Source organism: Mycobacterium persicum, from assembly GCF_002086675.1.
Lineage (GTDB): Bacteria > Actinomycetota > Actinomycetes > Mycobacteriales > Mycobacteriaceae > Mycobacterium > Mycobacterium persicum.
The window spans coordinates 69,662-95,096 of the sequence record NZ_MVIF01000006.1 but is presented as its reverse complement, the minus strand read 5'-3'; the positions used below and the strand labels follow the sequence as shown (position 1 = coordinate 95,096).

Genomic DNA, 25,435 nt, shown 5'->3' with positions numbered 1-25,435 from the left:
GTCCGCGCTTCGTACCGAGAATCATGCGCCCAGCTGATGCCCTCAGGCCAGCCTCGTGGCCTAGGGGTCGCCGCGCGGACCGAGGGCGCGGTAGCAGACATTGCCACCGATTGCCGCCTGGACATTGACAACCTGATTCGGGTACCGGCCTGGCGCAGTCATTACTATTCCGGCGCAACCCCAAGTGACTGGTTGCGGACGAGCAAGGAGGACGACTCGTGGCCCTTACATTGAACCAGGCCCGTTCGCTCTACGACCGGATCGGTCGTGTCCAGGACTGGCAGGCGTTCTATGAGGACGCGACGATAAACCGGCTCGTGGACCATGCGGAGCTGGCCGAGGGCCAGACGATCTTTGAATTCGGTTGTGGTACTGGCCGATTAGCCGCGCATTTGCTGCGTGCGGTGCCCCCCAGCGTCAACTACCTCGGCGTCGACATCAGCCCGGTGATGATCAGCTTGGCCACCGCTCGGGTCGCCGCCTGGGCCGAGCGGGCCAAGGTTGTGCTGGTTGACGGCTCGCTGCCGCTGCCCGTCGATGACGGATTCGCGGACCGTGTGTTCTCCACGTTCGTGTTCGATCTGCTCGACGAAGCTTACGCCGTGGCGGTTCTGGAAGATCTGCGGCGGATCCTTGCGCCCAACGGCCGGATTTGCCTGGCCAGCCTGAGTTACGGAGAGCGGTTTTTCGAGCGAGCCATCTGCCGAACCTGGACGGGCATCTGGCGGGTCGCGCCGCAGGTCCTGGGCGGGTGTCGTCCGATCAGCGTGAGCGCCCTGCTGGAGCACGGCTGGAAAATGGAGCATCAGTCACGCGTCCATCGCCTGGGAATTGTCATGGATGTCGTCATCGCGACTCCGGACGCACGCTGATGATGGTCATTTGGCTGCGCTTCTGGCGGCATAGCAACAGGTGGTATGCCCAGGCGAGCGCTAGCCGCTGAAACCGTTTTGAAGCCGAGGCGTAGACGGCCGAACCAACGCCGACCAACTACGTCGACAGCACATTGTCGAGCGTCCGCAGCGCCGCCGCGACCCGCGCGATGCCGTGCTCGGCGCAGAAGCGGACGACGTCACGAACGCCGTCCTTGCCGAGACCGGCGTCGAGCGCGAGTTCGACATGCCGGCGGTAAGATTCGTCCAGGGTCTGCAGGGCGACATCGGATGTCAGCGCCATGATGGCCCGCTCGCGCATGCTGAGCCGGTCCTCCGACCATGCCCGCGACAGCTGCCAAGCAACGAATTCGGTGGTCCATTCGTCGGTGGTGCCAAGGTGCGCCACCACGTCAGCCACGGCCTCAGGTGCCGACGACTCGTCGAGATCGCTTGTCTCCATACCGATCTCGGCGGCGACCTGCTGAAGCCGGGCAAGTGCGTCGGCGGCCGCCGGATAACCCGAATACGGGGCGATAAACCGGATCGCGGCCAACAGGTCGGCATAGGCCAGACCGTGCATCGCCGCCGCGGTGACGTGCATCCGGAACGCCAGCCCCAGAGTCGGACGGCAGATGTCCATGGCCAGGTTCTGCAGTAGCTTCTCCCGGACGCTCGTCCCGGCCAGTCCGAACGCAGCAGCACCCACGTCCACTGCGAGCCTCTCGAACTGCGGATCCACCTCACCAAGCGGACTGCTCGGTAACTTTACCGTCATTGTGCTCCCCTTTACCTTAGACGCCACAACGGAATTCGGCCGGGATCAGCCTGCCGGTACCAGCTCGCGCACCACGTCGAGCCTGAGGAATTCCGGCGCCTTGATCACCCAGCGGAGCATGAAGCGGATGAACGGCGGCATGCCGTTCGCCTTCTCGTCACGAAATAGCGTCGGGGCGCCGAGCTGGTAATGCCGCCGCCGGGCCTGCAGCTCACAGCCGCCCGCGGCGAGCACATTGCGCACCCAGTCGGTGCCGGGGCCGTAGGTCAGCGCGATCACAAATCCGTCGTCGCGACGGAATACCCACAACGGAGTGCGGAAGACGCGGCCAGACTTGCGACCGCGATGGATGACGACCCCCCATCCCGGCGCCCAGGTGGCGACGTACTTGGTGACTCGATTAAGTCCCAACTTGTTGGCTTGGGCGACCCATCGTGGTGCCGGCATTTTAAACTCCTCACTCGTGGAATTTATCTGTCCAGGCTAACGCCCGCCGACCCAGAAGTCAACGACTGTAGAATTCTGGAACTATGCGCCCGATTGGACGACGCCCCGGTAATCCCGACACCCGCAACGCGATCGTCACGACCGCTCGCCGGTTGTTCGCCGACTCTGGATACGAAAAGACGTCGGTCCGCGACGTCGCCACCGCCGCCGGCGTTGACCCGGCCCTGATCCGGCACTATTTCGGCAGCAAGGCCGAGCTGTTCAGGTCCACCGTGGGCTGGCCGTTCGAGTCGGACGCGATCAGCGCACGCATCGTCAGTGGCGATCGCGGCAACATCGGCGCGCGGCTGACACGGGTGTTCTTCGAGGCATGGGAGCAACCGGATTCCCGCGCCCCGCTGCTGGCGATCCTGCGGGGTGCGGCCACCCACGATGAATCCACCGCCCTGGTACGGCAATTCATTCAGGGCCAGCTGTACCCGCAGTTGGCCAAGCCGTTGCAGGGGTCGGATGCCGAACTGCGGATCGACCTGGCGATGGCCCAACTACTGGGGATCGCCTACCTGCGCCACGTCCTGCAGGTGGAGCCGATCGCGTCTACACCAGCCGACGAACTCATTGCACGGGTCACGCCAATTATCAACGCCCACCTCAAAATCGGGTGAAACCGGCGACGAAGATCAACCACCGCCGACACCAGCCTGGTCACCCGAACATGCTACGTGTGCGCCGACACGTTGTTGCCGCAATGTGGGTAGTAGCCCCAATGCGGCCAGGGGCATCATGTCCCCAGCGTTCCCGGCATGAACATACCGCAACCGGTGATCTGCTCGCAGCTCGCCGGCGTCGCCACGGACCATAACCCGAACTTTTGAGGCGGATGCCTCAAGCGCCACCATCCCCGTTCGATCAATGATCTCCGCATGGCCTTTTTGAGATGCCGATGCGAAGCGGCGGCCTTGAACTGAAATGCGTTGCACCACAAACGCCAGAAAGGAAATATCCATGACCACAACAGCCAGCGAGACCCCCGTCGACAACGGCGTCAACGTCGACGCTCTCCTGGGCGTCCGGAACGCGTTGCCCGACACACCGGAGATCGCCCAGTTCCACTGGCGGACAATGGTTTACTGCGTCAACGGTACCCACAGCCGATCGGTGCAGGCGACCATCGAGGCCGACCCCGACCTGCACGGAATTCTCGGTGCCGACCCCGACGTCCGCAACGGATTCAGCGGCGTTCGGGTGAGCTACCAGATCAATGCCGACGCGACCCCCGACGAGATCAAAGCGCTGGTGGCCCAGTCACAGAAGCGCTCGGCGGTCTTCGACATGCTCGTCAACCCGACCGACGTCACCGTCGACGTCACCTGAAGGCACGGAGGCGATCGGTGCGGCGGCATGTCCGCATTACGTGTCCATCATCGCACTAAGGAGAATCCCCATGGTTACCAACACCATTCGCAGCACGCCAGTGCTCGGGCAGACTGCCGAGCTCTCGCGCACCATCGGTGACGACGACATCGCGCTGTTCACGCGGATCAGCGGCGACCGCAATCCGCTGCACTACGACGAGGCCGCCGCCAAAGCCTGCCGGTTCGGCGAAATCGTCGTCCAGGGCGGCATCACCAGCGCGATCCTCAACGCCGTCGTGGCCGAAGAACTGCCCGGACCGGGAACGGTGTTCCTCAACGTCAACTGGTCTTTCAAGGCACCGGTACGCCCGGGCGACACCATCACCGGCCGCGTCGAGGTCACCTCGGTTCGCACCGACAAGCCGATCACCGAACTCAAGACGACGGTCACCCGCGACGACGGCACGGTCGTGCTCGACGGCACGGCGCTCTGCTACACGATGGACACCCGTTACGAATAGTCACTCCATCGCAGTCATCCGCTAGGGCGGCGCTGATGTATGTGCCGTTGGCTGATGGGGCGACGGCCGGTCTGGTCACATCAGTCACTCGAGCCACTCGGGGTCGGGGGTATTCGTTGTGCCCGCCCGTTAGCGACAATTCCGTTGTGCACCTGGGTTTGTCGCTCACAGGCGGCATGCCGGTGCGGTCGGGTGCATGGCTGACGGCGCCGAGTGTGCGTTGGCGGCGTCAAGTGTGCGTTGGCGGCGTCGAGTGCGCCGTCAGGGCGGCCGATCATGCCGGTTTCCGCCCTACATGCACAGTCAAAGCCATCACTGCACACTCGATAATGCGGCAGCACAGCCGATTCGGTGAGCAGGCGCGATATCCCCCGAACGCCTTCCACCACAGCCGGTTTGAGCGAAGGTGCGTTATCGGCGTGCCGAAAACGGCGCTAGGCTAAGGCTGCGCAAGAGGATATCGTTGACCAGCCGCATTCGTGGTCACCATGAATTTCCGAGCGAGCCGGGCAAATCGAGTACCCGCTCAGCCGGACTCCGGTGAGCGCGGCAACCGGATCATCGTCCATTTCCGTGGCGGGTCTGGTCTCAAGCAGACCAGCGATATCCCGCGGCGGCTGTCAGCAATCGCCGATTTCGTCCGACGACCTCGATCTCGCAATAGGCGCCAAAAGCCCCGGAAAGGCGTGCATCTGCGGTAACCAGTACGACGTCGAGAGCCTCGGCCAGCGCAACGTAGGCGGCATCGTAGGTCGTCAGGACATGCCGCAGTTCCCATACCCGGTGGAGCAATGGCTGATGTGAGGACTGACGCAGCGGCAGATCCGTCAGGTCCGCCACCGCGCTCGCGGCCCTTCGAGCCGGCATCCGTTTCGCCGCGACCTCGCGGCGCCACACCGAGACCACCTCGAGGTCGATGAGTTCCGGAGCAACCAACGTCTCGCGCGCCAAACGTTCCCGCGCGAGCCGGCCGTCCGACCCGTCGTCGCCCAGCGCTACGGCCAGTACGCTCGCATCAACGACGATCACGATCAGCCCGAACGTCATCGACGGCGGCTCTGAAAGACACGCGGCCGCCGCGACGTGTGGTGATGCGGTCGAACACCTCATCCAGCGTGGGTTGATTCGCGTCGGCGATGAGCCGACTTCGGAGGTATTCCTGTAGGGATTGATGTGCGCGTGCGGCTCGCTCCCGCAGAACTCGGTGGGTGTCCTCCGGAACGTCCTTGATCTGCACACTGGGCATGGCGCCATTTTGGCGCTATGAGCGCCAAAACGCAAGTACGACGGGTGTCCGACTTACATGCCGAAGTGCGTGCGCCGCAATGCCGCAACGGCCTCCGGCGGTCCGCAAACTTCGACGTGTGCCGCCGCTTCGCGCCCGAAGACATACAACAGCAGCTCACCCGGCGGGCCGCTGAGCCGTGCGGCAGGATCGCCCGAGCGCACCCGAACCACCTCGCCGGCACCGGCCCACTCGACCTCCAGCCCGCAACCGCGCAGCCGCCGACTCAGATACCGCGCGCCGCGGCGGACATTCCGCCACAAGCACAATGCATACGCCGGCCGCCAGATCGCGCTCGCGCAACACGATGTGGGCGGCCAGATCGTGAGCGGTCCAGCCCTCGAGCAAGGTGGGAACGGCGGGGCCCAGTTCGTCGAAAAGGTCGCAAAGTTCCAGGCGCTCCTGTATGTCCAACGACACATCGGCCATACCGCCGCAGTCTACGAGCAATGCCCGGGGCAAGTGGCCCGTCGCTCACGAACTCCAATATCGACGCTGCCGCGAGGCCGGCAGCGTATACCGGCATCACCTGGAAGGAATGGGTGACTTGTATGAAGAGCCCGATTTCGCTCGGATGGTGCCAAAGTGACCGATAGGGGGTTTCGTGACTGGTGAGCTGACCACGAGGTTGGAAGCGATGGCATCACCCGCGCAAATTCTTGCGAATCAAAGTGATGATCTGAAAGCGAAATTAGACAGTATCACCGATGATTGGCGCGCATTGTCAGCGTCCTGGCGTGGTATTGCGGCATCGGCCTTCCAGCCGCCTTGGGAAGAGTGGCACCAGGGTGCAACAGCCGTCGCGGCCATCTTGTCTGAGCACTCGCAGCGGTTGCTACGTTCGCTGGACCTCATGCTCGACCACGAGACCATCGCGGCAAAAGCGTTCGAGGCGCTGACCGCAGCGGACCCATCATTATGATCCACCGCTACACGGTCGACTTAGAGGCGCTATTGCATTTCGCCGATCGGCTGGCCAAGTTCAATTCGCAAGCCGAACAGATTGCGACGGCCGTAGAACCAATGCGTAGCTGAGCTGCACGGCACCAACAGCGGCCGCCGCAATTGGACTACATCGTGTTCTTTGGGTTTCATGTCTGTCGTTCTCTCATCTACTGGCAGGAATCGCCGTCACCAAACGCACGACTCCATCATTGCCGCGTATCCATGCAAATGTTACGTCAATAACATTTCCATTCGCTCCCGTGATTGAGATTACTTGAGGGTATTTTATGTCATATTGTGTCACACCCGTTTGTACAGCTTTGCTATCGTTAAAGACGATCTGCCTGGCAAGGTCGGATTCATTCTCGCGGGTGAAACCTGGAGCCGTTCCACTCGACCGCAACCCCTTGTCGTGGTTGCCATTTCCCGGCGAGAAACCCGTCGCTCACGAACTCCAATATCGACGCTGCCGCGAGGCGGGCTGATAGTTCGGGCCCGCGGTCTCGTCCACTCGCTTCAGCAGCAGTTCGCACGGCGGCTCGAACTGCTCGGCGAATAGAATCGCGGCGGCTTCTCCGAGCACCTGCCACGGCTGGGTGGTCAACTCGTCGGTTCTGCGTTCAACGGCTTCGCGGAGATCGAGGCCCGGCTGTAGAACCGTGTCTTCGGCCGCTAATCCCTTGGCACGCAGGCGTTCCCAGCCCGCGGAGAGGTCGTCGGCCGACGTGCCGCGCGACAAACCCAGCCAGTCTTTTTCGTAGCCTAGCCACGCGTTGTGCAGAATCGACGCCTCGGCGTGGGTCAGACCAGCAGCCGTGAGGACCGCCCAGTGAGTGTCACCTCGCCACTCCCGCAGGCAGTTGACCGCATGCCAGCCCGACAGCAAGGGGTCATCCGGACGCGGCATATCCAGGTGGGCCGCAAAGAACGCCCGCCCCATTCGGGGCAAGGCTTCCACCACGGGCCACAGCCTGGGACCCAGCTCTTCCAGGGGCGCCATGATATCCGGGACGTAGCTGTGAAGCCCTTCCACAACTGCCTCGTCACGGGCTCGCCAGAAATCCACAAACGACCGACCGGACTGCGCAACCGCCGGGAATAGCACACGCAGCGCCAGCGGCGAGATCGAGCCGAAGGCGGCAATCACCGCCTCGGGCCCGGCGGGCGCGAGCGGCGCGGCGCGTGCCGCCAGGTACCCGGCGGCTTGGTAGCCCAAGCCGGCGGCCAGATAATCCGGCAATCCGAGCGCTTCATACCGTGCGACAGCGCCCGGATCCCAGAAGATCCAGCCCACTACGGTTTGCACGGATCGAGCGTTGCGCGCGGTGATAGCGGGCCAGTCAGGCCCCTCCGGTGGACTCACCTGGACCCAGAGCGGCAGTTCACTCGACGCCATCGACGTCCCGTCCCTTAAGGCACCCATTTCTGAACCGAATATCCCGGGCGCGGTTCAGTGATAGCGGATATCGCTGGCAAGTCACTGCCAATCTGCTGGGGAATACCTTACGACTGGCGCCACCAATTCCCGATCGCAACACCTTGCGTTGCTTATGTTTCCGACGACAGAGCGCGAATCACACTAGCAAACAACATGATCGAGCCGCGCACCCCGGCCAAGGCCCAGGTTACTCACAACCAAACGATGTGACCTCACAACATGAAGGTCCCTACCGGCGCAACGAACAACAGCGCAACATCGATGTCATGACCCGTGGGTCCGGTGACGTACCTTCGGGTACCTGCCGCTGACCAACATCATCGTTGATGTCGCAGGCCGGTCCGGTGGCCGCCCACCGTCGACTCCCGCCGGAAGGGACACAACCGCCAAAGCGCTGCGCGCCACGGCGATCCGGATCGCCAACGTTCGCGAAGGAGTATGCCACATGACCACAGCAGCCCGTCCCGCCAAGACTCGCAACGAAGGCCAGTGGGCGCTGGGACAGCGTGAGCCGCTCAACGACGCGGAACAGTTCAAGCAAGAGGACGCACCGCTGAATGTCCGCGACCGAATCCTGAACGTCTATGCCAAGCAAGGTTTCGACAGCATCGAAAAGTCCGACCTACGTGGCCGCTTCCGCTGGATGGGCCTCTACACGCAACGTGAACAGGGTTACGACGGCACCTGGACCGGTGAGGAAAACACCGACACCATCGAGGCCAAGTATTTCATGATGCGGGTGCGCTCCGACGGCAAGCCGATGTCGGCCGCCACGGTGCGTGCCCTGGGCCAAATCTCGACTGACTTCGCCCGTGACACCGCCGACATCGGCGACCGGGAGAACGTCCAATTCCATTGGATCCGAATCGAAGACGTGCCCGAGATCTGGGATCGGCTGGCGTCGGTCGGTCTGACCACCACCGAGGCCTGCGGCGACTGCCCGCGCGCCATCCACGGTTCTCCGCTGGCCGGCGACTCGGTCGACGAAATCCTCGACCCCTCACCGGCGATCGACGAAATCCTGCGGCGCTTCATGAACAATCCCGAATACGCCAATCTGCCGCGCAAGTACAAGAGTGCGATCTCGGGCCTGCAGGACGTCTCTCACGAAACTCACGACGTCGCCTTCATCGGCGTCAACCATCCCGAGCACGGCCCGGGGATGGACCTGTGGGTCGGCGGCGGCCTGTCGACCAACCCGATGCTGGCCCAACGGGTCGGTGTGTGGGTCCCGCTCGACGAGGTGCCCGACGTCTGGGAAGCGGTCACCAAGCTGTTCCGGGACTACGGCTACCGCCGGCTGCGCGCCAAGGCCCGCCTGAAGTTCCTAGTGAAGGATTGGGGCATCGAGAAATTCCGCGAGGTCCTGGAATCCGAGTACCTTGACCGCCGGCTGATCGACGGCCCGGCCCCGGAGCCGGTCAAGCACCCGATCGACCACGTCGGGGTGCAGCGGCTCAAGAACGGGCTCAACGCCGTCGGGGTCGCCCCCATCGCCGGCCGGGTATCGGGAACCATCCTGTGCAAGGTGGCCGACCTCATGGAAAAGGCTGGCTCGGAACGCGCCCGGTTCACCCCTTACCAGAAACTGGTCATCCTCGACGTCGCCGACGACAAGGTCGACGAACTGGTGGCCGGTCTGGATGCGATCGGTCTGCCGTCGCGTCCGTCGGCGTGGCGCAAGAACATGATGGCTTGCACCGGCATCGAGTTCTGCAAGCTGTCGTTCGCCGAAACCCGGGTCAGGGCACAGTCTTTGGTTCCGGAACTGGAAAGCCGTCTGGCCGACATCAATACCAATCTGGACGTGCCGATCACCATCAACGTCAACGGATGCCCCAACTCCTGCGCTCGAATTCAGGTCGCCGACATCGGTTTCAAGGGCCAAATGGTCGACGACGGAGACGGCCAACCGGTCGAGGGGTTCCAGGTCCACCTCGGCGGCGGCCTCGGCGAAGACAGCGGATTCGGCCGGAAACTGCGCCAGCACAAGGTCACCAGCGCCGAACTGGGCGACTACATCGATCGGGTGGTCCGCAACTTCGTCACACAGCGCCACGACGGCGAACGGTTCGCAACCTGGGCACTGCGGGCCGAGGAGGAAGACCTTCGATAAGTCCACCCGAAACGAGCGGAGGACGACGAGATGAGTTACACCGAGCCGCAACTACGTGAATTGGCTGCCCGTGGCGCCGACGAGCTGGAGGGAGCCAGCGCTACCGACCTGTTGCGTTGGACCGACGCCCACTTCGGCGGCGTCAACGGCCCCCGGGGCTGGGCCACCTGCAACTACGTGGTCGCCTCCAACATGCAAGAAGCCGTATTGGTGGACTTGGCCTCCAAAGTGCGCCCGGGCGTGCCGGTGATCTTCCTCGACACCGGCTATCACTTCGCCGAAACCCTCGGCACCCGGGACGCGGTCGAATCCGTCTATGACATCCGGGTTCTCAACGTCGCCCCCGAACACACGGTGGCCGAACAGGACGAGCTGCTCGGCAAGGACCTGTTCGCCCGCAACCCCACCGAGTGCTGCCGGCTGCGCAAGGTCGTCCCGCTGACCAAGGCGTTGCGCGGGTATTCGGCCTGGGTCACCGGCATCCGCCGGGTGGAGGCGCCCACGCGCGCCAACGCCCCGCTGATCAGCTTCGACGAGGCGTTCGGACTAGTGAAGGTCAACCCGCTGGCCACCTGGACCGACGAGGACGTGGAGACCTACATCCAGCAGAACAACGTGCTGGTCAATCCGCTCGTCGACGAGGGCTACCCGTCGATCGGCTGCGCTCCCTGCACAACCAAACCGGCCGCCGGCGCCGACCCGCGCAGTGGGCGCTGGCAAGGGCTGGCCAAGACCGAATGCGGGTTGCACGCCTCATGAGCACTTTGATCCTCACCGCGCACGGCAGCAGAGATCCGCGATCGGCGGCCAACGCCCGAGCCGTCGCAGCCGAGCTCACCCGCATTCGGCCCGGAATCGACGTGCGGCCGGCCTTCCTGGAACTGGCCGAGCCGGCATTCATCGACGTAGTCGCCGGCTTGCCCAACGGCCGTCAGGCCGTCGTCGCGCCCCTGCTGCTGGCCAGCGCCTACCACGCACGTCGCGACATTCCCAGCCAGATTGCGCGTGCCGGCGCGCACGGCGTCCGCCAGGCCGACGTGCTCGGTGAAGACGATCGCTTGGTATCGGTATTGCGCGAACGCCTGGCAGAACTCGGCATTTCACCGCTCGACCGGGACCTGGGTGTGGCAGTGGTCGCGATCGGCTCATCGAACGCCGCGGCCAATGCCCGTACCGCGCAGGTGGCCGCCGCGCTGGCCGCCGGCACCCGCTGGGCCGGAGCCACCATCGCCTTTGCCACCCGGCCGCAACCGTCGGTGGCCGACGCGGTCGCGCAGTTGCGGCGCCGCGGCGCCCGCCGCCTTGTCATCGCACCGTGGTTCCTGGCGCCGGGTCTCATCACCGACAAGGTGTGGAACTACGCGCGCGACAACGGTATTCCGATGGCCCAACCGCTAGGCGCGCACCGGCTGGTGGCCGAGACGCTGCTCGACCGCTACGACCAGGCGCTGGCCCACCACGTCGCCGCTTAGCCGCATTCCTAGCCGAAGCGGATATGGCTGAGCAGCTCCCGGATGGCCCCAGCGGGCGGGGTGCGCCCGCCAACCCAGATGGCCCGAAACTGGCGCCGCAGGTCCAATTCGGGCACCGGAACGGCGCTCAGTCGGCCGACCGCGAGGTCGTCGGCCACCGCCAGCCGGCTCATGGCCGCCGGCCCGGCACCAGCCAGCACCGCGGCCCGCATGGCCGCGGCGGAGGATAATTCGAGCACCGGCGGCGCTTGGCGCACATCGTCGCCCAGCACCTGACGCAGCGCCACCGTCAGCGAATCGCGGATGCCCGAACGGGGTTCGCGAGTAACCAACGGTGTTTGCGCGAGTTCACCGGCGCTCACCGGGTGTGCTCGCCGAGTCCACTTGTGGCCCGGCGGCACCACGATCACCAGCTCGTCATGGCCCACCACACAGCTGCCCAACCCTTTTGGCGGCCCGGGATTTTCGACGAATCCAAGATCAGCGGTGCCACCGCGAACCGCAGCGATGGCGTGCTCGCTGTTGGTAGCCGTCAAGATCACCTGGGGGGCGCTGTCACCGCGCCGCCTGGCCGCGTCCTGTAACGACAGCAGCCAGTGCGGCATCAGCTGTTCGGCGATCGTCTGGCTGGCCACCACTTTGATCCGCTCCCGCCCCTCCTTGCGCAACGCGCCCAGACCGGCATCGACCTCGCTCGCGACGTCGAGTAAGCGCGCAGCCCACTCGGCGACAACCACTCCGGCCGGGGTGAGTTGTGAGCCGCGGGTGGTTCGGGCGGCCAGCGTCACACCGACCTGGGCTTCCATCGCCGCCAGCCGTTTTGACACGGCTTGTTGGGTCAAGCCGAGTTCGCGCGCGGCGCCGCCGAGGCTGCCGGTCTGCGCGATCGCCAGAAAGATCTCGAACGAGGCGAGTTCGGGCATGCGGGAACTGAGCGGCATGGTTGATGAAACCACGAAAACGCCGACACAACCATTGTTTGTGACAACACAACATCGACACGTCTACCCCGGCCCGGCGCAGACGGCAACCATGAGATTCATGACCCGTCCGTATCACGTAGCGATTGTGGGTTCCGGTCCGTCGGGATTCTTCGCCGCGGCGTCGCTGCTGAAAGCCGCCGACGCCGGCGAAGGGCTCGAGGTCGCGGTCGACATGCTGGAAATGCTGCCCACGCCATGGGGTTTGGTGCGCTCCGGGGTGGCACCTGATCACCCCAAGATCAAATCGGTCAGCCAGCAGTTCGAGAAGACCGCGCAAGACCCCCGATTCCGGTTCTTCGGCAACGTCACGGTCGGCCAGCATGTCCAGGCCGCAGAACTCGCCGAGCGCTACGACGCGGTGATCTACGCCGTCGGCGCCCAATCCGACCGGCCCCTGGGCATTCCCGGCGAACAGCTGCCGGGCAGCGTCGCCGCGGTCGATTTTGTCGGCTGGTACAACGCGCACCCACACTTCGAGCAGATGTCCCCCGATCTATCGGGCCGCCGCGCCGTCGTGGTGGGCAACGGCAACGTCGCGGTCGACGTCGCCCGGATCCTGGTGACCGATCCCGACGTGCTTGCGGTCACCGACATCGCCGACCATGCATTGACGGCGTTGCGCGCCTGCCACATCGAGGAAGTGGTGATCATCGGTCGGCGCGGCCCTTTGCAGAGCGCGTTCACCACCCTGGAATTGCGCGAACTCGGAGAACTCGAGGGCGTCGACGTTGTCGTCGACCCGACCCAGCTGGAGGGCATCAGCGACGACGACCTGGCCTCCGCCGGCAAGGTCGCCAAACAGAACATCAAGGTGCTGCGCGACTACGCCGCCCGCGCACCCCGGTCCGGACACCGCCGGATCGTGTTGCGGTTCTTGACGTCTCCCATCGAAATCAACGGGAACGACAAGGTGGAAAGTATCGTGCTCGGCAGCAACGAGCTGGTCAGTGACGCCGGCGGCCGAATAGTGGCCAAGGACACCGGGGCCCGGGAAGAGCTGCCCGCGCAGCTAGTGGTGCGATCGGTGGGCTACCGCGGTATACCCACACCCGGGCTGCCGTTCGACTCCAAGAGCGCCACCATCCCCCACACCGACGGCCGGATCACGGGCAGCCGCAACGAATACGTCGTCGGCTGGATCAAGCGCGGTCCGAGCGGGGTGATCGGTACCAACAAGAAGGACGCCCAGGACACCGTCGACACCCTGCTCGCGGACCTGGCCGCACAGCCCGGCAACGGCACCCCCGCCGAGGACCGCGCTGACGAACTCGCCCGGTGGCTCGCGTCCAGGCAACCGCAGCTGGTCAGTGCCGCGCACTGGCAGGCGATCGACTGTTTCGAGCGGGAGGCCGGCGCCGCGCAGAACCGACCGCGGGTGAAGGTGGCGAGCAGGTCGGAACTGCTTCGCATCGGGGGCTGTCAGAAAGGAGAATGATTGTGGCATACGTGATTGCCGAACCCTGCGTTGATATCAAGGACAAGGCCTGCATCGAGGAATGCCCCGTCGATTGCATCTACGAGGGCGCCCGGATGCTTTACATCCACCCCGACGAGTGTGTCGACTGCGGCGCTTGCGAACCGGTGTGTCCGGTGGAGTCGATCTACTACGAAGACGATCTACCCGGCGAGTGGAGCGAGTATCAGCAGATCAACGCCGACTTCTTTGCCGAACTCGGTTCACCCGGGGGCGCGTCGAAAATCGGGATGACCGAGAACGACCCCGCCGCGGTCGTGGAGCTGCCTCGCAAGGCGGAGGCGACCTAGAGCCGACCTCGCGCGCGAGGGGATCCGAAATACCCGTTGGGCTTAAGCTGATCGAAGGCTGATCCAAGGCCGATCGAAAAGCCGAGACCGCGTCGAACAGGGTGACACGAGATGCCGGACATCGACCAGACAGACCGGCGCCGCGGCAGCGCCAACGCGCTGCTGCAGGCGCTGGGTCCATTCACCCGCACCGGCGGCTTCTACGCCCGGTCTTGGGGCGCTTATCTGGACCGGCAGCCCGACGAGCTGCCGGTGGCTCGGCCCACCATCGCGCTTGCCGCGCAAGCGTTTCGCGACGAAATCCTGCTGACCGGCTTCGGGATGCTGAGGTCGGCGCCCAGCGCCTCCTCACTGGAGCGGATAGATCGCGAAGTCCTTGCCGCACTTGACGTTTACCAGAACAACGGCTGGCTGGCCGATCCCGAGGGATTCTTCGCGGCACCCCCGCCGCTGACCGAGGTGGCGGTCAAGCGGGTGGACAGCATGGGGCGCAGCTACCAGCGCCTCTCCTTCGACAGCGGCTACGAACCCCACCCGGGCGAACCGGGCCGCGAGCGGTGGCTGAGCTACACCGGAAACCGTCGCGAGTACGCGTTGATGTTGCGGCACCGCCGCCCGCGGCCGTGGCTGGTGTGTGTGCACGGTGCCGAGATGGGGCGGGCCGGGCTCGACCTGATGCTGTTTCACGCGTGGTATCTGTACCGCAACCTCGACCTCAATGTCGTGCTTCCGGTCCTGCCCCTGCACGGGCCGCGGGCACGCGGGCGGCCTTACGGCGCCGCGTTTCCCAGCGAGAATGTGCTCGACGCGGCCCACGGCGCCGCTCAGGCGGTGTGGGACATCCGGCGCCTGCTGTCCTGGATCCGCGCCCAGCAGCCCGACGCGATGATCGGGCTCAACGGCATATCCCTGGGCGGTCTCATCAGTTCGTTGGTCGCCAGCCTCGACGACGGACTCGGATGCGCGATCCTGGGTGTTCCAGCCGTGGATCTGGTGGAGCTGGTCGGCCGCCACGCCGGCCTCGGCGGCCACGGCCGCCTCCGTCAGACGATGAGGTCGGCCCGGCCCATCGGCAGGATGATCTCGCCGCTGGCCCTGACTCCCCGTGTTCCCTTGGCGGGCCGCTTCATCTATGCCGGTGTTGCCGACCGGTTGGTACACGCCCGGGACCAGGTCAGCCGCCTCTGGGAGCACTGGGGCAAGCCGGAGATCCATTGGTATCAAGGCGGTCACACCGGTTTCTTCCGCTCCCGGCCGGTACAGCGGTTCATCGACGACGCACTGGCGCAGTCCGGGATGGTGGACCCGGCGAGGTTACGGCCACGACGGTGAGACCGCCGGGCGTCGCGGTGGCGTCGTAGACCGCGTGGTGATCGCAGGTGTCACCCAAAGATCGGGAAGCGCCGCTGGGCGGCCAGCTTGTCCAGGCCGTTCTGCATCACCCGGCGCACGTGCGCGTCGACGTCCTTGACGTCAGGAGCGTGGCCGAATTCCTCGGCGACGCGGACGGGCGGCAGCACCTCGACGACGATCTTGGTGGGCAGCGGCATGTTGACCGGCGCGACGATGCTGAGCCCGAACGGGAAGCCGAAGGTCACCGGCAGAATGTTGGTCCGGAACAGCTTACGCTCCAACTTGGTGAGCCCAAGAGCACGTGCCAGCCGTCTGCCGCGGGTCAGGAAGAACTGGCCTTCCTGGCCGCCGATGGAGACCGCGGGCACGATCGGCACTTTTGCTTCGACGGCGGTGGTCACATAGCCGGTTCGGCCACCGAAGTCGATGACGTTCTCCCGCAGGGTGGGCCGGTAGACGTCGAAGTCACCGCCCGGGAATACCAGCACGACCGCACCGGCGGCCAACGCCTTGGCGGCGTTGTCCCGCGTTGCGCGGATCACGCCGGTGCGCTTGAAGAACTCACCGGCCGGCCCGGCGAACAGTGTGTCGAAACCCAGCGCGTACAGCGGGCGGTCATAGCCGTATCTGTCGTAATAGCCCACGGCGAACACCGACAGGTCCACCGAAACCAGGCCGCCGGAATGGTTCGAGACCACCAGGCATGCGCCCGACGGGATATTGTCCAGACCACGCACCTCGGAACGGAAATACCGCTTGACGATCGGCCGCGTCAGCGTGATGACGTGCTCGGTCAGGCCGCGGTCCCACTTTTCGATGTCGGTCGGGTCGCTGTGGGTATCGCCCATGTCTTGCCCTCACAGGTGCTCGGCTGGAGCCGATGGTACGCCGCAGCGCCATTGACGCGTGACACCAAGCGCCACACCGATTCTCGACCGCGTCCCGCCGCGGCGACGAAGCTCCGGCACCCTGATCGGTCAGTCGGGAAGGCACGCTAAGTAAGGTGGCCCACATGGGCAGAGCTCAGTTCATCCACATCCTCCGGCAGATCGGCGCTCTGGTGGTCACGGCGGTAACTGCCACCTCCACACTCAACGCATATAAACCCCTGGCGCGCAACGGTTTCGCGTCGCTGTGGTCATGGATTTTCGGTCTGGTCGTCACCGAGTTTCCGTTGCCGACACTGGCCAGCCAGGTAGGCGGACTGGCGTTGACCGCCCGCCGGCTGACCCGGCCGGTGCGGGCGCTCTCCTGGCTAGTCGCTGCCATCTCGGCATTCGGTCTGCTCAACTTCAGTCGCTCGGGTCATCGAGCCGATATCCCGCTGGCCGCTGCGTTGGACGGCGGCTTGGGCAACGGTCGCCGCACCGACTCGGACGGCCTGTGGCGCCGCGCGTCCGGCGGTGGCACCGCCAAGAATCCCGGACCGCTGCGCATGCTGCGGATCTACCGCGACTATGCCCACGACGGCGACATCAGCTACGGCGAATACGGCCGGGCCAATCATCTCGATATCTGGCGACGTCCCGATCTCGATCGGTCCGGCAAGGCACCGGTGCTGTTTCAGATCCCCGGCGGTGCCTGGACGACCGGAAACAAACGCGGACAGGCCCATCCCTTGATGAGCCACCTCGCCGAGTTGGGCTGGGTCTGCGTGGCGATCAACTACCGTCACAGCCCGCGCAACACGTGGCCCGATCACATCGTCGACGTCAAGCGCGCCCTCGCCTGGGTCAAGGCACACATCGGCGAGTACGGCGGCGACCCCGACTTCATCGCCATCACCGGTGGCTCGGCCGGCGGTCACCTGTCGTCGCTGGCGGCACTGACACCCAACGATCCGCAATTTCAACCGGGATTCGAAGACGCCGATACCCGCGTCCACGCGGCGGTGCCGTTCTACGGCGTCTACGACTTCACCCGCTTCGACGACGCGATGCATCCGATGATGCCGGCGCTACTCGTCAAATCCGTTCTCAAACAGCGGCCCGCGACCAACTTGGAGCCGTTTGTCACCGCGTCACCGGTCAACCATGTTTCCGCCGAGGCCCCGCCGTTCTTCGTGCTGCACGGCCGCAACGACTCGCTGGTACCCGTCGAGCAGGCACGCGCGTTTGTCACCGCGCTTCGCGACGTCAGCACTCAACCCGTGGTCTACGCCGAACTGCCGCTTACCCAGCACGCTTTCGACATCTTCGGGTCGGCCCGGGCGGCGCACGCGGCGATCGCCGTCGAGCAGTTCCTGGCCGAGATCTACGCGACGCGGCACCGATGACCGCCGCATACCTGCGCTGGGCCGCCGAGGGTATCGCCAAGCGACTGGTCGATGCCTATCGCAGCACCGGCGCCGACCTGCCCTTTGGCGATCCGTTGCCCTCTCATGGCTGTGAAATGGAGGGCTGGTTCTGGCGCCTCACCGACAGCGCCACCGATCGCGTCGTGGTCGGGCTGTGCAGCGTCAACCGCCACCCGGACGGGGACTGGGCCACCGTGGCAGTCGCGCTGCATCCCGGCGGGATGGTGCGGTCGGCGGCGCTGGACGAAGCCGAAGCGGAATCCTCGCCGTTCACGGTCCACGCCGGAACCGACCCGGCCGGCAGTTTCGCAGCCGCCACCGACGGGCTACGAATCGACCTCGACGACATCCATCTCAATCTGCGATTCACTGATCTGTTCCAATGGCCCAAGGTTTTCGGGGGCGGCGGGGTGTTCTCCTCGATCCCGTTTCTGAACCAATACTGGCATCCCTATCGGCTGGGCGGTAAGGCAAGCGGCACAGTCGAATTCAGTGACGGTACCTGGACGTTCGACGACGCCCGGCTCTATGCCGAACGGAACTGGGGCGCGGGCTTTCCCGAGCGCTGGTGGTGGGGCCAGGCGCACGATTTCGACGGCGCGGACGTCTCCGTCGCGTTTTCGGGCGGTCTTCTTCAGCTCGGCCCGATCCGTCAAGACGTCACCGGAGTGGTGGTGCGCCTCGGTGACGAGGTGATCCGGATGACGCCGCCGGCGCTGGTGCGATCACAGGTCGGCGACGGCCACTGGCGTATCCGGGCGTTCAACCCGCTTTACCAGATCTGGCTGGACGGTGACACCGCCGGCCGCGATCCGCACGTCTTACCGGTGCCATTGCCCGCGGCGCGGCGCAACGTCGACACCGACTTCGAGCATCTTGCCGGCCGGCTGCATTGCGTGGTCCGCAAGTTCGGCCGCGTGGTCTTCGACGGCACCTCCGAGCTGACGGGACTGGAGATCGGCAGCCGGCCGGCCGGGTAGCGGCGCTCGGTCGTATCGAACACCGCGCCCGCACCAGACAGTATGGTCTGCACATGGCCGCCGGTGTCACGGACGCATTCGTGGAGCGACTGGGTCAGCGTGCACAGCAGGCCGAGGAGCTTCGCCGGTTGCCCGCCGCCACGGTCGCCGAACTGATCGAGTCGGGATTCTTCGATCTGTTGCGGCCCACGCGGTATGGCGGGCAGCAGGCCGAATTCGCGGCGATCTTCGACCCGGTACGCCGGATGGCGCACGGCTGCGCCTCCACCGCCTGGACCGCGGCGTTCTACACGCTGCACAACTGGATGCTGGCCCTTTTCGACGAGCGCGCCCAAAGCGAGGGATTCGCTTCCCGACCGTTTCTCGCTTCGTCACCGTTGGCGCCTACCGGGCGCGGTGTCGCAGTGGACGGGGGCGTTCGGCTGTCCGGTCGCTGGTCGTGGGCCACCGGAGTGATGGACGGCAACTGGACGATCGTCGGCGCGCTCTGCGGTCCCGACAACGCGACCTACCCGGCACTGGCGCTGGTGCCCGCCGACGACATCGGGATTGTCGACGTCTGGCAAACCGACGGGATGCGTGCCACCGGCTCCAACGACGTCGTCATCGACGACGTCTTCGTCCCCGCGCACCGACTGGTCAAGGTCAGCGATATCTACGCCGGCACCGCGCCTGGTGCGCTGCTGCACGACGCGGACCTCTACCGCTGGCCGCTGATACCCGCGCTGGCGCTGGTCGCCGCAATGCCGGCGCTGGGCGCCGCCGAGCGCGTCACCGAAGTCTTCGCCGAGCGACTCTTCGAACGTGTCCTGGCCTACGAGGGTGGCACGCAGAAAGACAAGCCGGCCGCTCAAGCCCGACTGGCCGAAGCCCGGGTCCGGCTACGCGCCCTGGACGGTCTGCTGGCCGACACCGCCGGGCGAATCGACCAGACCTTGGCGGCCGGAGACCGTGTGCCGCGCCCCGTCCGCGCCGATGCCCGGCTGGCCGCCGCGCACATCGTGCGGGAATCACGCGCGGTGATCGCCGGCCTACTGGAGGCGTCCGGCGCCAGCGCACACTTTCTCAGCAGCCCGCTACAACGGGCCAAACGCGATGTCGACGTGCTCAGCGGCCACGTGGTCTTCGACTACGACGTCAGCCGAGAACTGGCCGGCGCCTTGGCAATTGGCCTGAAGGTGGCGCCGACCGCCATGGTCTGACGGTGAGCTTCAGCGGCCGGCCAGCCTGTCGATGTCGACCACTTCGCCGCGGTTGATGCTGACCCAGTCACGGCCGTCGAGATATGGCCGCAGACTTTGGGCGATGAGGTCGGCATCGGCGGGTGACTTCGGCCGCTGCAGCTCATAGACATGCGGCAATTCGGCCATACCGGTGACCACGTTCCACAGCTTGAGCGCATCCGGCCCGGTCGGTGGGTCCACCAGCACCGGCCCGAACAGGCATTGCCCCTCGATGAACAGCGTCGGCACCCCGTATCCGCCGGCGTCGACAACCCGCTGATGCTCCGCGCGGACCTCGTCGTGGGTGCTCGGATCCGCAAGCGCGGCATCGAGAATCGACGCGTCGACACCGATCTCGCCCAGCAGCCGGCGGGCCACCGCGGGATCGTGCGGTTTGCCGCCGAGACTGTGCAGTTCGTTACCGATCGCCGCGTACCACCGGTCGAGCAACGACATGTCGCTGCGGCGCAGCAACGCGCCGATGCGCATCAGAGACCAGCCGTAGGACCAGTCACGTTCCCAGGGGTGCTTCTTGCCGGCTACCCGGTTGATCTCCTCGAGGCTGAAAAACCGCCAATTGACGGCGATGCCCAACTGCGCACGGACGTCACGGATCCAGATCGAGGTCTGGTAGGCGAACGGGCACATGGGGTCAAAGTGGAAATCTACGACAGTGCTCATCACGCTTGACCTTTCGACGGCGCCTCGCGAGCTGGCGTTGCCGCGTAGCCTACGCGCACGCGCCGGACCGAAAGCCGTGCCTGCACGATCACCTGACATCGACGGCCACGATTTCTTAGGTAATCGGCCGTCGAGGCCCAAAGCCCCTAGCAGGTGCCGGGTTGCGCGGTGCAGTGTTGCGATATGCCGACGCGGATCGGCGGCAGGGGGATTTACATGAAGAGGCTGCACCCGCGGTTGACCGGCGCCGCCCAAAACGGCTTTGCCGCTTTTCTGCGGAATCATGGCGGAAAGCTGCGCTGGATCGTGGTGCTCGTGGGCGTGACATTGATGATGTTCGGCGCGGTGATACCGGTAGCCTGTAGCCGCCAGCCCAGTAATTGCGGAAATGGTGCCGCGTGCGAGCCCACGAAGGGCGCACCGGACGCGGAACGGGGCCCGGCCGCGGATAGAAAGCACGCGGGTCGATTGCTAGATGCTGCCCGGCAGTGCGAGGACGATATGCACAGCGCCCACCCGCCGGCGGCCTGTTATGTCGTGGTGTCGTGGGAGCAGAACCGGAAAATCCCTTATCAGGAAGCCATAGACCTCGCCAACAAGTTGATGCGACAAGGATTCGTGGACGCTCTTTCGGCCGCCTCCGACAAGCCGTGGGCTCCCTATTCCCTGCAAGCCTGCAATTGGTATCTTGGCGCTCTTGGAGCGATTCTGGATATTCCCTATTTCAGAGATCGCGCCTATGACGGCGTCTACGACGAGAAGCTGCGTAATGCCGACAAGATGAATGAGTTCCTCGCACAGGCGGTCAAGAATCCGGATAGAAGCGGTTGGAAGCTCGTCGGCGTAGGAATCAATCCCGGATCCGAGGTCACGGAACTGGCAAATCAAGGTCAATTTGTTGTCGCGTCATCGCATAGCATCCCGGGCCGCACCGAATACGGGCATATCGCAATTGCGGCACCGGATTACCTCGATAAGGAATCCCAGCCGGCGGCAGGCAATACCGGGCCGTGGATCAGATATTCGGTGTACAACGGCACGCCGCATACCACGAAAAGCACCAGGACCAGCGCCATCTTCGGCTCCAGCGTTACCGAGCCGATCTGGGTGCAGTATGTCGGTAAAGACTGGCTCGTACCGTCGGGTCAAAAGAAACTCCCGTGCGTGGACTTGAACGGCGACGGTATCTGTGACGACCCGCCCGGTGGGGGGACACCGCCGTCGCCCACCTATGTCTGCGTCGAATGTCCGCCCGGATATCACTGCGGCCACAATCCGGAACGCTGCATCCCCAACGCAACCACTCCGGTAACGACCAAGCCGACGACACCACCGGTGACGACCAAACCGTCGACCCCGCCGGTGACAACACCACCGGTGACAACCAAACCCTCGACCCCGCCGGTGACAACACCACCGGTGACAACCAAACCCTCGACCCCCCCGGTGACGACGCCGCCGACGACGACCGAACACCCCGCGTGAGCGGCTTTCGAGTCAACCCAGCTCTAGCGGCACCCGCTATTGCACAGTCACTTTCCCGGTGAAGGTACACGTCGGCGCGTTGTCGCCGCCCACGAAGCTGGCGTAGCCGGTGGTGATCGTGGTGCTGCCGGGCTTGAGCGCCGTGAACGTCCACACCTCGGTGCCGGGTGCGCCCATCATGTCGGTGTCCGGCCGCACATACCGGTGATCGACCTGCTTCAGGACCGTGGCGTCACCGATCTTCATGTCTTCCGCCCAGCGGAACGGGGTGGTGTAATTCGACCCGAGCGTCACCTGCAGCGTGTCCCCGACCGACATGGTGACATCGCGTTCGATCGCGCTTTGCTTCAACACGTCGTCCATCGACACGTCAATGGTTTTGGTCGCCGGCGGTCGGGCCTTGCTGGCACAGCCGATGCAACCCAACAGCACCGACAAGACAACCATGACGACGGTCACCATGAGTCTGATCTTCATCAACACCGCCCTTCAATCAGGGTTTGCAGCATAGTCGCCTGAACGGGATCGCGTTGGCCGGCAAGGACGTTTGCTTGCCCGGCGAGTTCCGGCGCCCCGGCGAACTCCCGATCTCGTGTTCCCGGCGCGCGGCGGCGCGGCGTTTCCGGGCGCATGTCCGTCCCTAGTCCGGTAGCTTCGACGCGTGTTTGGCATCATCCGGCCGTGCCGTCACCGGCTCGGTGGCGAACTCACGGCAGTTTGGCGAGCGCAGCTATGCGGACTGTGCCTGGCGCTTCGCGACGACTACGGCCAGGCCGCGCGAATCGCCACCAACTACGACGGCTTGGTGGTCTCGCTGCTGGTCGAAGCGCAGTCCGACGCGCGACCAACGCGACGGACCGCCGGACCCTGTCCATTGCGCGGGATGCGACGTGCGGACGTGGCGACCGGTGAGTGCGTGCGACTGGCCGCCGTGGTGTCGCTGGCGCTGGCCGCCGCCCGGGTGCGCGATCACGTCGACGACCGTGACGGCGTAGTCGGTGCGGCCCCGGTGCGGGTGGTGGCGCGCCGGATCGCCGATCGCTGGACGCGCCAGGGCACCGATGCCGGACACTCCCTCGGATTCGACACCGGCGTGCTGGTCGCGGCGATCGACCGGCAGACCGTGCTCGAGGCGATGGTCGGTCGGGCGGGCCCGGGCAGCTCGCTACTGCTGGTGACCGAGCCCACCGAGACCGCGGTCGCCGCGGCCTTCGCACATACCGCGGTGTTGGCCGGCCGACCGGCCAACCAGGAGCCGCTGCGTGAGGTGGGGCGGCTGTTCGGGCGAATCGCGCATGTCCTCGACGCGGTCGAGGATTACCGCGACGACGCAGCTCACGGAAAGTGGAACCCGTTGGCGGCCACCGCAACACCCGTCGCGGCGGCCCGCACCCGGTGCGACGACGCAGCGCTGGGCATCGAACTGGCGCTGGCCGACGTCGACTTCACCGACGGACGACTGGCGCGGCGGTTGCTGACCCGCGAGGTGCGCCGCGCGATATCGCGCACCTTCAACCGCGCCGGTGACAGCGCGCGAGGCGGGACGCCGCATGGCGAGCAGGACGGGATCAACTTCGGCGACCAGGCGATGGGCGCTGGCCCCTACCCGGGCGATCCGGGTGAGCTACCGCCCATTGCGGAGCAAAGTCCCAAACAGGGATGCTGGAACACCTGCACCGACGCGTGCTGCTGCGACGAAGACTGCTGCTGCGACTGCTGCGACTCCTGCGACTGCTGCGACTGCTCGTAGTTCGGGCCATGTGGTCGCGGGATCGATGAGTCCGTAGGCGAAGATGGGCTGGTGTTCGGCCTCGTCGTTATCGTCACGCTCGTCGCCATCGTGGTTGCCGGAACCGTTCTGGGTCGCCGTTACCGGGTGGGACCGCCGGTCTTGCTCATCCTGCTTGGCGCGCTGCTGGGTCTCATCCCCCGGTTCGGAAGCGTCGAGATCGACGGCGAAATCGTGTTGCTGCTATTCCTTCCGGCGATCCTTTACTGGGAAAGTCTGAACACCAGCTTCCGCGAAATCCGCTGGAACTTGCGCGTGATCATCATGTTCAGTGTGGGGCTGGTGATTGCCACCGCGGTGGCCGTGTCATGGACAGCACGGGCATTCGGCATGGAGTCACACGCCGCGGCGGTGCTGGGTGCGGTGCTCTCGCCCACCGACGCCGCCGCGGTGGCCGGCCTGGCCAAACGATTGCCGCGGCGCACACTTACCGTCTTGAAAGGCGAGAGCCTCATCAACGACGGAACGGCGCTGGTCCTCTTCGCCGTGACCGTGGCCGTCGCCGAAGGTGCGCCGGGGATCGGACCTGCCGCCCTGGTCGGCCGTTTTGTCGTCTCCTATTTGGGTGGGATCACCGCGGGGCTGTTGGTCGGGTGGCTGGTGACGATGCTGCGCCGCAGGATTGACGCACCGCTCGAGGAAGGAGCGCTGAGCATGATGACGCCGTTCGCGGCGTTCCTGCTCGCCCAGTCGCTACATTGCAGCGGCGTCGTCGCGGTCATGGTGTCAGCGCTGGTGCTCGCCTACACCGGCCCGCGGGTGATTCGGGCGCGTTCCCGTCTGCAGTCGTTCGCATTCTGGGATATCTCGACGTTCCTCATCAACGGGTCTTTGTGGGTCTTCGTCGGGGTCCAGATCCCAGGCGCGATCGAGCACATCTCGGACGTCGGCGGCGGACTGCGTCGCGCCACCGTCCTGGCATTGGTCGTCGCGGGGGTTGTCGTCGCAACCCGAATCGTGTGGGTCGAGGTGACCACCCTGCTGGGACGCGCGGTCGACCGGTCCTTGCGTAAACCCCACCGCTACGTCGGCTTTCGCCAGCGCTGTGTGACCAGCTGGGCCGGATTCCGCGGCGCGGTCTCGCTCGCGGCAGCGCTCGCGGTCCCGATGACCACGCGAAGCGGCGCACCGTTCCCCGACCGCAACCTGATCATCTTTGTCGTGTCGATCGTGATTCTGGTGACGGTGCTGGTCCAGGGCAGCTCACTGCCCGCGGTGGTCCGCTGGGCCCGGATGCCGGACGACGTCACCCGTGCCGACGAATTGCAGTTGGCCCGAATTCGCAGCGCCGAAGCCGCCCTGGAAGCCTTGCCGGAGGTCGCCGACGCGCTTGGGGCCGGCACCGAGATTGTGAAACGCCTGCAGCGCGATTACGAAGAACGCGCCGAACTCGTCGGGGTCAACGGCGCCGACTCCGCGACCAGCGATCTGGCGGCGCACTGCGATCTGGTCCGTCAGGTTCGGCTCGGCGTTCTGCAATATCAGCGGCAGGCCGTCACCGCGCTGCGCAACAAGAACCTGATCGACGACATTGTGCTACGCGAGGTGCAGGCGGAGATGGATCTCGAGGAGGTGCAGCTGCTCGACCCGGCCGACCTCGACTGACGTCGATCCCGGTGGCGGCGACTGCTGCGGAGGGCGAGCGACCGGCT

The 25,435-nt window shown here is 65.4% G+C and carries 27 protein-coding genes and 1 pseudogene; 17 read left to right on the top strand and 11 right to left on the bottom strand.

Translation table 11 applies throughout. From position 1 onward, the window contains the following. The first annotated feature begins 218 nt into the window (after positions 1-218). The gene (locus tag BST40_RS03930) at positions 219-872 is read left to right on the top strand and encodes a class I SAM-dependent methyltransferase (RefSeq protein ID WP_083153515.1); all 654 of its coding nucleotides are present in this window, start codon (positions 219-221) and stop codon (positions 870-872) included. 118 nt (positions 873-990) lie between these two features. Here the strand turns inward: BST40_RS03930 and BST40_RS03925 are convergent, their stop codons facing one another. Both BST40_RS03925 and BST40_RS03920 read right to left on the bottom strand, forming a co-directional pair. Then, positions 991-1,650: a carboxymuconolactone decarboxylase family protein gene (locus BST40_RS03925; RefSeq protein WP_075548015.1), complete on the bottom strand. Its 660-nt coding sequence runs from the start codon at positions 1,648-1,650 to the stop codon at positions 991-993. A gap of 45 nt (positions 1,651-1,695) precedes the next feature. Next, positions 1,696-2,097, bottom strand: a complete 402-nt coding sequence (locus BST40_RS03920; protein ID WP_083153513.1) for a nitroreductase family deazaflavin-dependent oxidoreductase — start codon at positions 2,095-2,097, stop codon at positions 1,696-1,698. Between the two features lie 83 nt (positions 2,098-2,180). On the opposite strand from BST40_RS03920, the gene BST40_RS03915 reads away from it, so the two are divergent. After that, on the top strand, positions 2,181-2,762 hold the full coding sequence (locus tag BST40_RS03915; protein ID WP_083153511.1) for a TetR/AcrR family transcriptional regulator: 582 nt from the start codon (positions 2,181-2,183) through the stop codon (positions 2,760-2,762). 15 nt (positions 2,763-2,777) lie between these two features. Here BST40_RS03915 and BST40_RS29245 read toward each other — a convergent pair whose 3' ends face one another. Beyond that, entirely contained in the window at positions 2,778-3,104 is a 327-nt protein-coding gene (locus BST40_RS29245) for a hypothetical protein (protein ID WP_142276706.1), read from the bottom strand. Between BST40_RS29245 and BST40_RS03910 the strand changes: the two genes are divergently transcribed. Both BST40_RS03910 and BST40_RS03905 read left to right on the top strand, forming a co-directional pair. Next, positions 3,103-3,471, top strand: coding sequence for an OsmC family protein (locus BST40_RS03910; protein ID WP_075548012.1), 369 nt, complete (start codon positions 3,103-3,105; stop codon positions 3,469-3,471). The genes BST40_RS29245 and BST40_RS03910 overlap by 2 nt on opposite strands. A gap of 70 nt (positions 3,472-3,541) precedes the next feature. Further along, positions 3,542-3,973: a MaoC family dehydratase gene (locus tag BST40_RS03905; RefSeq protein ID WP_075548011.1), complete on the top strand. Its 432-nt coding sequence runs from the start codon at positions 3,542-3,544 to the stop codon at positions 3,971-3,973. Positions 3,974-4,561: 588 nt separating this feature from the next. Here the strand turns inward: BST40_RS03905 and BST40_RS03900 are convergent. From BST40_RS03900 to BST40_RS03890, 3 genes and pseudogenes are all read right to left on the bottom strand, one after another. Further along, positions 4,562-5,020, bottom strand: coding sequence for a type II toxin-antitoxin system VapC family toxin (locus BST40_RS03900; protein WP_158083989.1), 459 nt, complete (start codon positions 5,018-5,020; stop codon positions 4,562-4,564). After that, positions 4,989-5,219 carry a FitA-like ribbon-helix-helix domain-containing protein gene (locus tag BST40_RS33115; RefSeq protein ID WP_075510669.1) on the bottom strand — a complete coding sequence of 77 codons (231 nt, stop codon included), beginning with the start codon at positions 5,217-5,219 and terminating at the stop codon, positions 4,989-4,991. The genes BST40_RS03900 and BST40_RS33115 overlap by 32 nt, the downstream gene beginning before the upstream one ends. Positions 5,220-5,272: 53 nt before the next feature. Next, positions 5,273-5,687, bottom strand: a pseudogene (locus tag BST40_RS03890) (hypothetical protein). Between the two features lie 175 nt (positions 5,688-5,862). Here BST40_RS03890 and BST40_RS03885 point away from each other — a divergent pair. Next, on the top strand, positions 5,863-6,180 hold the full coding sequence (locus BST40_RS03885) for a WXG100 family type VII secretion target (RefSeq protein ID WP_083153510.1): 318 nt from the start codon (positions 5,863-5,865) through the stop codon (positions 6,178-6,180). Positions 6,181-6,648: 468 nt separating this feature from the next. Here the strand turns inward: BST40_RS03885 and BST40_RS03875 are convergent, their stop codons facing one another. After that, positions 6,649-7,599, bottom strand: a complete 951-nt coding sequence (locus BST40_RS03875; protein ID WP_083153508.1) for an SCO6745 family protein — start codon at positions 7,597-7,599, stop codon at positions 6,649-6,651. Positions 7,600-8,086: 487 nt separating this feature from the next. Here BST40_RS03875 and BST40_RS03870 point away from each other — a divergent pair, with 487 nt between their 5' ends. Genes BST40_RS03870 through BST40_RS03860 form a run of 3 tightly spaced genes read left to right on the top strand, consistent with a single transcriptional unit; the run spans position 8,087 to position 11,229 of the window. Beyond that, the gene (locus BST40_RS03870) at positions 8,087-9,757 is read left to right on the top strand and encodes a nitrite/sulfite reductase (RefSeq protein WP_083153506.1); all 1,671 of its coding nucleotides are present in this window, start codon (positions 8,087-8,089) and stop codon (positions 9,755-9,757) included. Between the two features lie 30 nt (positions 9,758-9,787). Then, the gene (locus BST40_RS03865) at positions 9,788-10,516 is read left to right on the top strand and encodes a phosphoadenylyl-sulfate reductase (RefSeq protein WP_075548008.1); all 729 of its coding nucleotides are present in this window, start codon (positions 9,788-9,790) and stop codon (positions 10,514-10,516) included. Next, positions 10,513-11,229: a sirohydrochlorin chelatase gene (locus tag BST40_RS03860; RefSeq protein WP_075548007.1), complete on the top strand. Its 717-nt coding sequence runs from the start codon at positions 10,513-10,515 to the stop codon at positions 11,227-11,229. The genes BST40_RS03865 and BST40_RS03860 overlap by 4 nt, the downstream gene beginning before the upstream one ends. Before the next feature lie 8 nt (positions 11,230-11,237). Here the strand turns inward: BST40_RS03860 and BST40_RS03855 are convergent, their stop codons facing one another. Next, positions 11,238-12,170, bottom strand: a complete 933-nt coding sequence (locus tag BST40_RS03855; RefSeq protein ID WP_083153504.1) for a LysR family transcriptional regulator — start codon at positions 12,168-12,170, stop codon at positions 11,238-11,240. Between the two features lie 100 nt (positions 12,171-12,270). Between BST40_RS03855 and BST40_RS03850 the strand changes: the two genes are divergently transcribed. From BST40_RS03850 to BST40_RS03840, 3 genes are all read left to right on the top strand, one after another. Continuing rightward, a complete protein-coding gene (locus tag BST40_RS03850; protein WP_240316445.1) occupies positions 12,271-13,647 on the top strand; it encodes an FAD-dependent oxidoreductase in 1,377 nt (458 codons plus the stop codon). A 2-nt stretch (positions 13,648-13,649) separates the two neighbouring features. Further along, complete coding sequence (gene fdxA / locus BST40_RS03845; RefSeq protein ID WP_075548031.1) at positions 13,650-13,976, top strand: ferredoxin; 327 nt, start codon at positions 13,650-13,652, stop codon at positions 13,974-13,976. Between the two features lie 111 nt (positions 13,977-14,087). Beyond that, a complete protein-coding gene (locus BST40_RS03840; RefSeq protein ID WP_083153502.1) occupies positions 14,088-15,308 on the top strand; it encodes an alpha/beta hydrolase family protein in 1,221 nt (406 codons plus the stop codon). A gap of 50 nt (positions 15,309-15,358) precedes the next feature. On the opposite strand, the gene BST40_RS03835 is transcribed toward BST40_RS03840, so the two are convergent. Then, the gene (locus BST40_RS03835) at positions 15,359-16,177 is read right to left on the bottom strand and encodes a 1-acyl-sn-glycerol-3-phosphate acyltransferase (RefSeq protein WP_075548003.1); all 819 of its coding nucleotides are present in this window, start codon (positions 16,175-16,177) and stop codon (positions 15,359-15,361) included. Positions 16,178-16,341: 164 nt separating this feature from the next. On the opposite strand from BST40_RS03835, the gene BST40_RS03830 reads away from it, so the two are divergent. The 3 genes from BST40_RS03830 to BST40_RS03820 are packed head-to-tail and all read left to right on the top strand — an operon-like array spanning position 16,342 to position 19,807. Then, a complete protein-coding gene (locus tag BST40_RS03830; RefSeq protein ID WP_083153500.1) occupies positions 16,342-17,604 on the top strand; it encodes an alpha/beta hydrolase in 1,263 nt (420 codons plus the stop codon). Next, positions 17,601-18,605: a tocopherol cyclase family protein gene (locus tag BST40_RS03825; protein ID WP_083153498.1), complete on the top strand. Its 1,005-nt coding sequence runs from the start codon at positions 17,601-17,603 to the stop codon at positions 18,603-18,605. The genes BST40_RS03830 and BST40_RS03825 overlap by 4 nt, the downstream gene beginning before the upstream one ends. Before the next feature lie 53 nt (positions 18,606-18,658). Continuing rightward, a complete protein-coding gene (locus BST40_RS03820; protein WP_075548000.1) occupies positions 18,659-19,807 on the top strand; it encodes an acyl-CoA dehydrogenase family protein in 1,149 nt (382 codons plus the stop codon). 9 nt (positions 19,808-19,816) lie between these two features. On the opposite strand, the gene BST40_RS03815 is transcribed toward BST40_RS03820, so the two are convergent. Beyond that, on the bottom strand, positions 19,817-20,509 hold the full coding sequence (locus BST40_RS03815) for a mycothiol-dependent nitroreductase Rv2466c family protein (protein WP_075547999.1): 693 nt from the start codon (positions 20,507-20,509) through the stop codon (positions 19,817-19,819). Between the two features lie 237 nt (positions 20,510-20,746). Here BST40_RS03815 and BST40_RS03810 point away from each other — a divergent pair, with 237 nt between their 5' ends. Beyond that, positions 20,747-21,994, top strand: coding sequence for a hypothetical protein (locus BST40_RS03810; protein ID WP_208618897.1), 1,248 nt, complete (start codon positions 20,747-20,749; stop codon positions 21,992-21,994). A gap of 36 nt (positions 21,995-22,030) precedes the next feature. Here BST40_RS03810 and BST40_RS03805 read toward each other — a convergent pair whose 3' ends face one another. Beyond that, the gene (locus BST40_RS03805; protein WP_083153532.1) at positions 22,031-22,471 is read right to left on the bottom strand and encodes a protease inhibitor I42 family protein; all 441 of its coding nucleotides are present in this window, start codon (positions 22,469-22,471) and stop codon (positions 22,031-22,033) included. Between the two features lie 184 nt (positions 22,472-22,655). On the opposite strand from BST40_RS03805, the gene BST40_RS03800 reads away from it, so the two are divergent. Both BST40_RS03800 and BST40_RS03795 read left to right on the top strand, forming a co-directional pair. Then, positions 22,656-23,744: a DUF5685 family protein gene (locus BST40_RS03800; protein WP_083153494.1), complete on the top strand. Its 1,089-nt coding sequence runs from the start codon at positions 22,656-22,658 to the stop codon at positions 23,742-23,744. A 51-nt stretch (positions 23,745-23,795) separates the two neighbouring features. Continuing rightward, positions 23,796-25,388: a Na+/H+ antiporter gene (locus BST40_RS03795; RefSeq protein ID WP_075545489.1), complete on the top strand. Its 1,593-nt coding sequence runs from the start codon at positions 23,796-23,798 to the stop codon at positions 25,386-25,388. Positions 25,389-25,435 lie beyond the last annotated feature (47 nt).

What these genes read in the sequence shown, in the direction of transcription:
- BST40_RS03825 (WP_083153498.1), top strand. Translation starts at nt 17,601, where the DNA reads ATGACCGCCGCATACCTGCGCTGGGCCGCCGAGGGTATCGCCAAGCGA.
- BST40_RS03855 (WP_083153504.1), bottom strand. Translation starts at nt 12,170, where the DNA reads ATGCCGCTCAGTTCCCGCATGCCCGAACTCGCCTCGTTCGAGATCTTT.
- BST40_RS03910 (WP_075548012.1), top strand. Translation starts at nt 3,103, where the DNA reads ATGACCACAACAGCCAGCGAGACCCCCGTCGACAACGGCGTCAACGTC.
- BST40_RS03840 (WP_083153502.1), top strand. Translation starts at nt 14,088, where the DNA reads ATGCCGGACATCGACCAGACAGACCGGCGCCGCGGCAGCGCCAACGCG.
- BST40_RS03820 (WP_075548000.1), top strand. Translation starts at nt 18,659, where the DNA reads ATGGCCGCCGGTGTCACGGACGCATTCGTGGAGCGACTGGGTCAGCGT.
- BST40_RS03925 (WP_075548015.1), bottom strand. Translation starts at nt 1,650, where the DNA reads ATGACGGTAAAGTTACCGAGCAGTCCGCTTGGTGAGGTGGATCCGCAG.
- BST40_RS33115 (WP_075510669.1), bottom strand. Translation starts at nt 5,219, where the DNA reads ATGCCCAGTGTGCAGATCAAGGACGTTCCGGAGGACACCCACCGAGTT.
- BST40_RS03860 (WP_075548007.1), top strand. Translation starts at nt 10,513, where the DNA reads ATGAGCACTTTGATCCTCACCGCGCACGGCAGCAGAGATCCGCGATCG.
- BST40_RS03865 (WP_075548008.1), top strand. Translation starts at nt 9,788, where the DNA reads ATGAGTTACACCGAGCCGCAACTACGTGAATTGGCTGCCCGTGGCGCC.
- BST40_RS03805 (WP_083153532.1), bottom strand. Translation starts at nt 22,471, where the DNA reads ATGAAGATCAGACTCATGGTGACCGTCGTCATGGTTGTCTTGTCGGTG.
- BST40_RS03815 (WP_075547999.1), bottom strand. Translation starts at nt 20,509, where the DNA reads ATGAGCACTGTCGTAGATTTCCACTTTGACCCCATGTGCCCGTTCGCC.
- BST40_RS03830 (WP_083153500.1), top strand. Translation starts at nt 16,342, where the DNA reads ATGGGCAGAGCTCAGTTCATCCACATCCTCCGGCAGATCGGCGCTCTG.
- BST40_RS03835 (WP_075548003.1), bottom strand. Translation starts at nt 16,177, where the DNA reads ATGGGCGATACCCACAGCGACCCGACCGACATCGAAAAGTGGGACCGC.
- BST40_RS03850 (WP_240316445.1), top strand. Translation starts at nt 12,271, where the DNA reads ATGACCCGTCCGTATCACGTAGCGATTGTGGGTTCCGGTCCGTCGGGA.
- BST40_RS03875 (WP_083153508.1), bottom strand. Translation starts at nt 7,599, where the DNA reads ATGGCGTCGAGTGAACTGCCGCTCTGGGTCCAGGTGAGTCCACCGGAG.
- BST40_RS29245 (WP_142276706.1), bottom strand. Translation starts at nt 3,104, where the DNA reads ATGGATATTTCCTTTCTGGCGTTTGTGGTGCAACGCATTTCAGTTCAA.
- BST40_RS03905 (WP_075548011.1), top strand. Translation starts at nt 3,542, where the DNA reads ATGGTTACCAACACCATTCGCAGCACGCCAGTGCTCGGGCAGACTGCC.
- BST40_RS03900 (WP_158083989.1), bottom strand. Translation starts at nt 5,020, where the DNA reads ATGACGTTCGGGCTGATCGTGATCGTCGTTGATGCGAGCGTACTGGCC.
- BST40_RS03870 (WP_083153506.1), top strand. Translation starts at nt 8,087, where the DNA reads ATGACCACAGCAGCCCGTCCCGCCAAGACTCGCAACGAAGGCCAGTGG.
- BST40_RS03920 (WP_083153513.1), bottom strand. Translation starts at nt 2,097, where the DNA reads ATGCCGGCACCACGATGGGTCGCCCAAGCCAACAAGTTGGGACTTAAT.
- BST40_RS03915 (WP_083153511.1), top strand. Translation starts at nt 2,181, where the DNA reads ATGCGCCCGATTGGACGACGCCCCGGTAATCCCGACACCCGCAACGCG.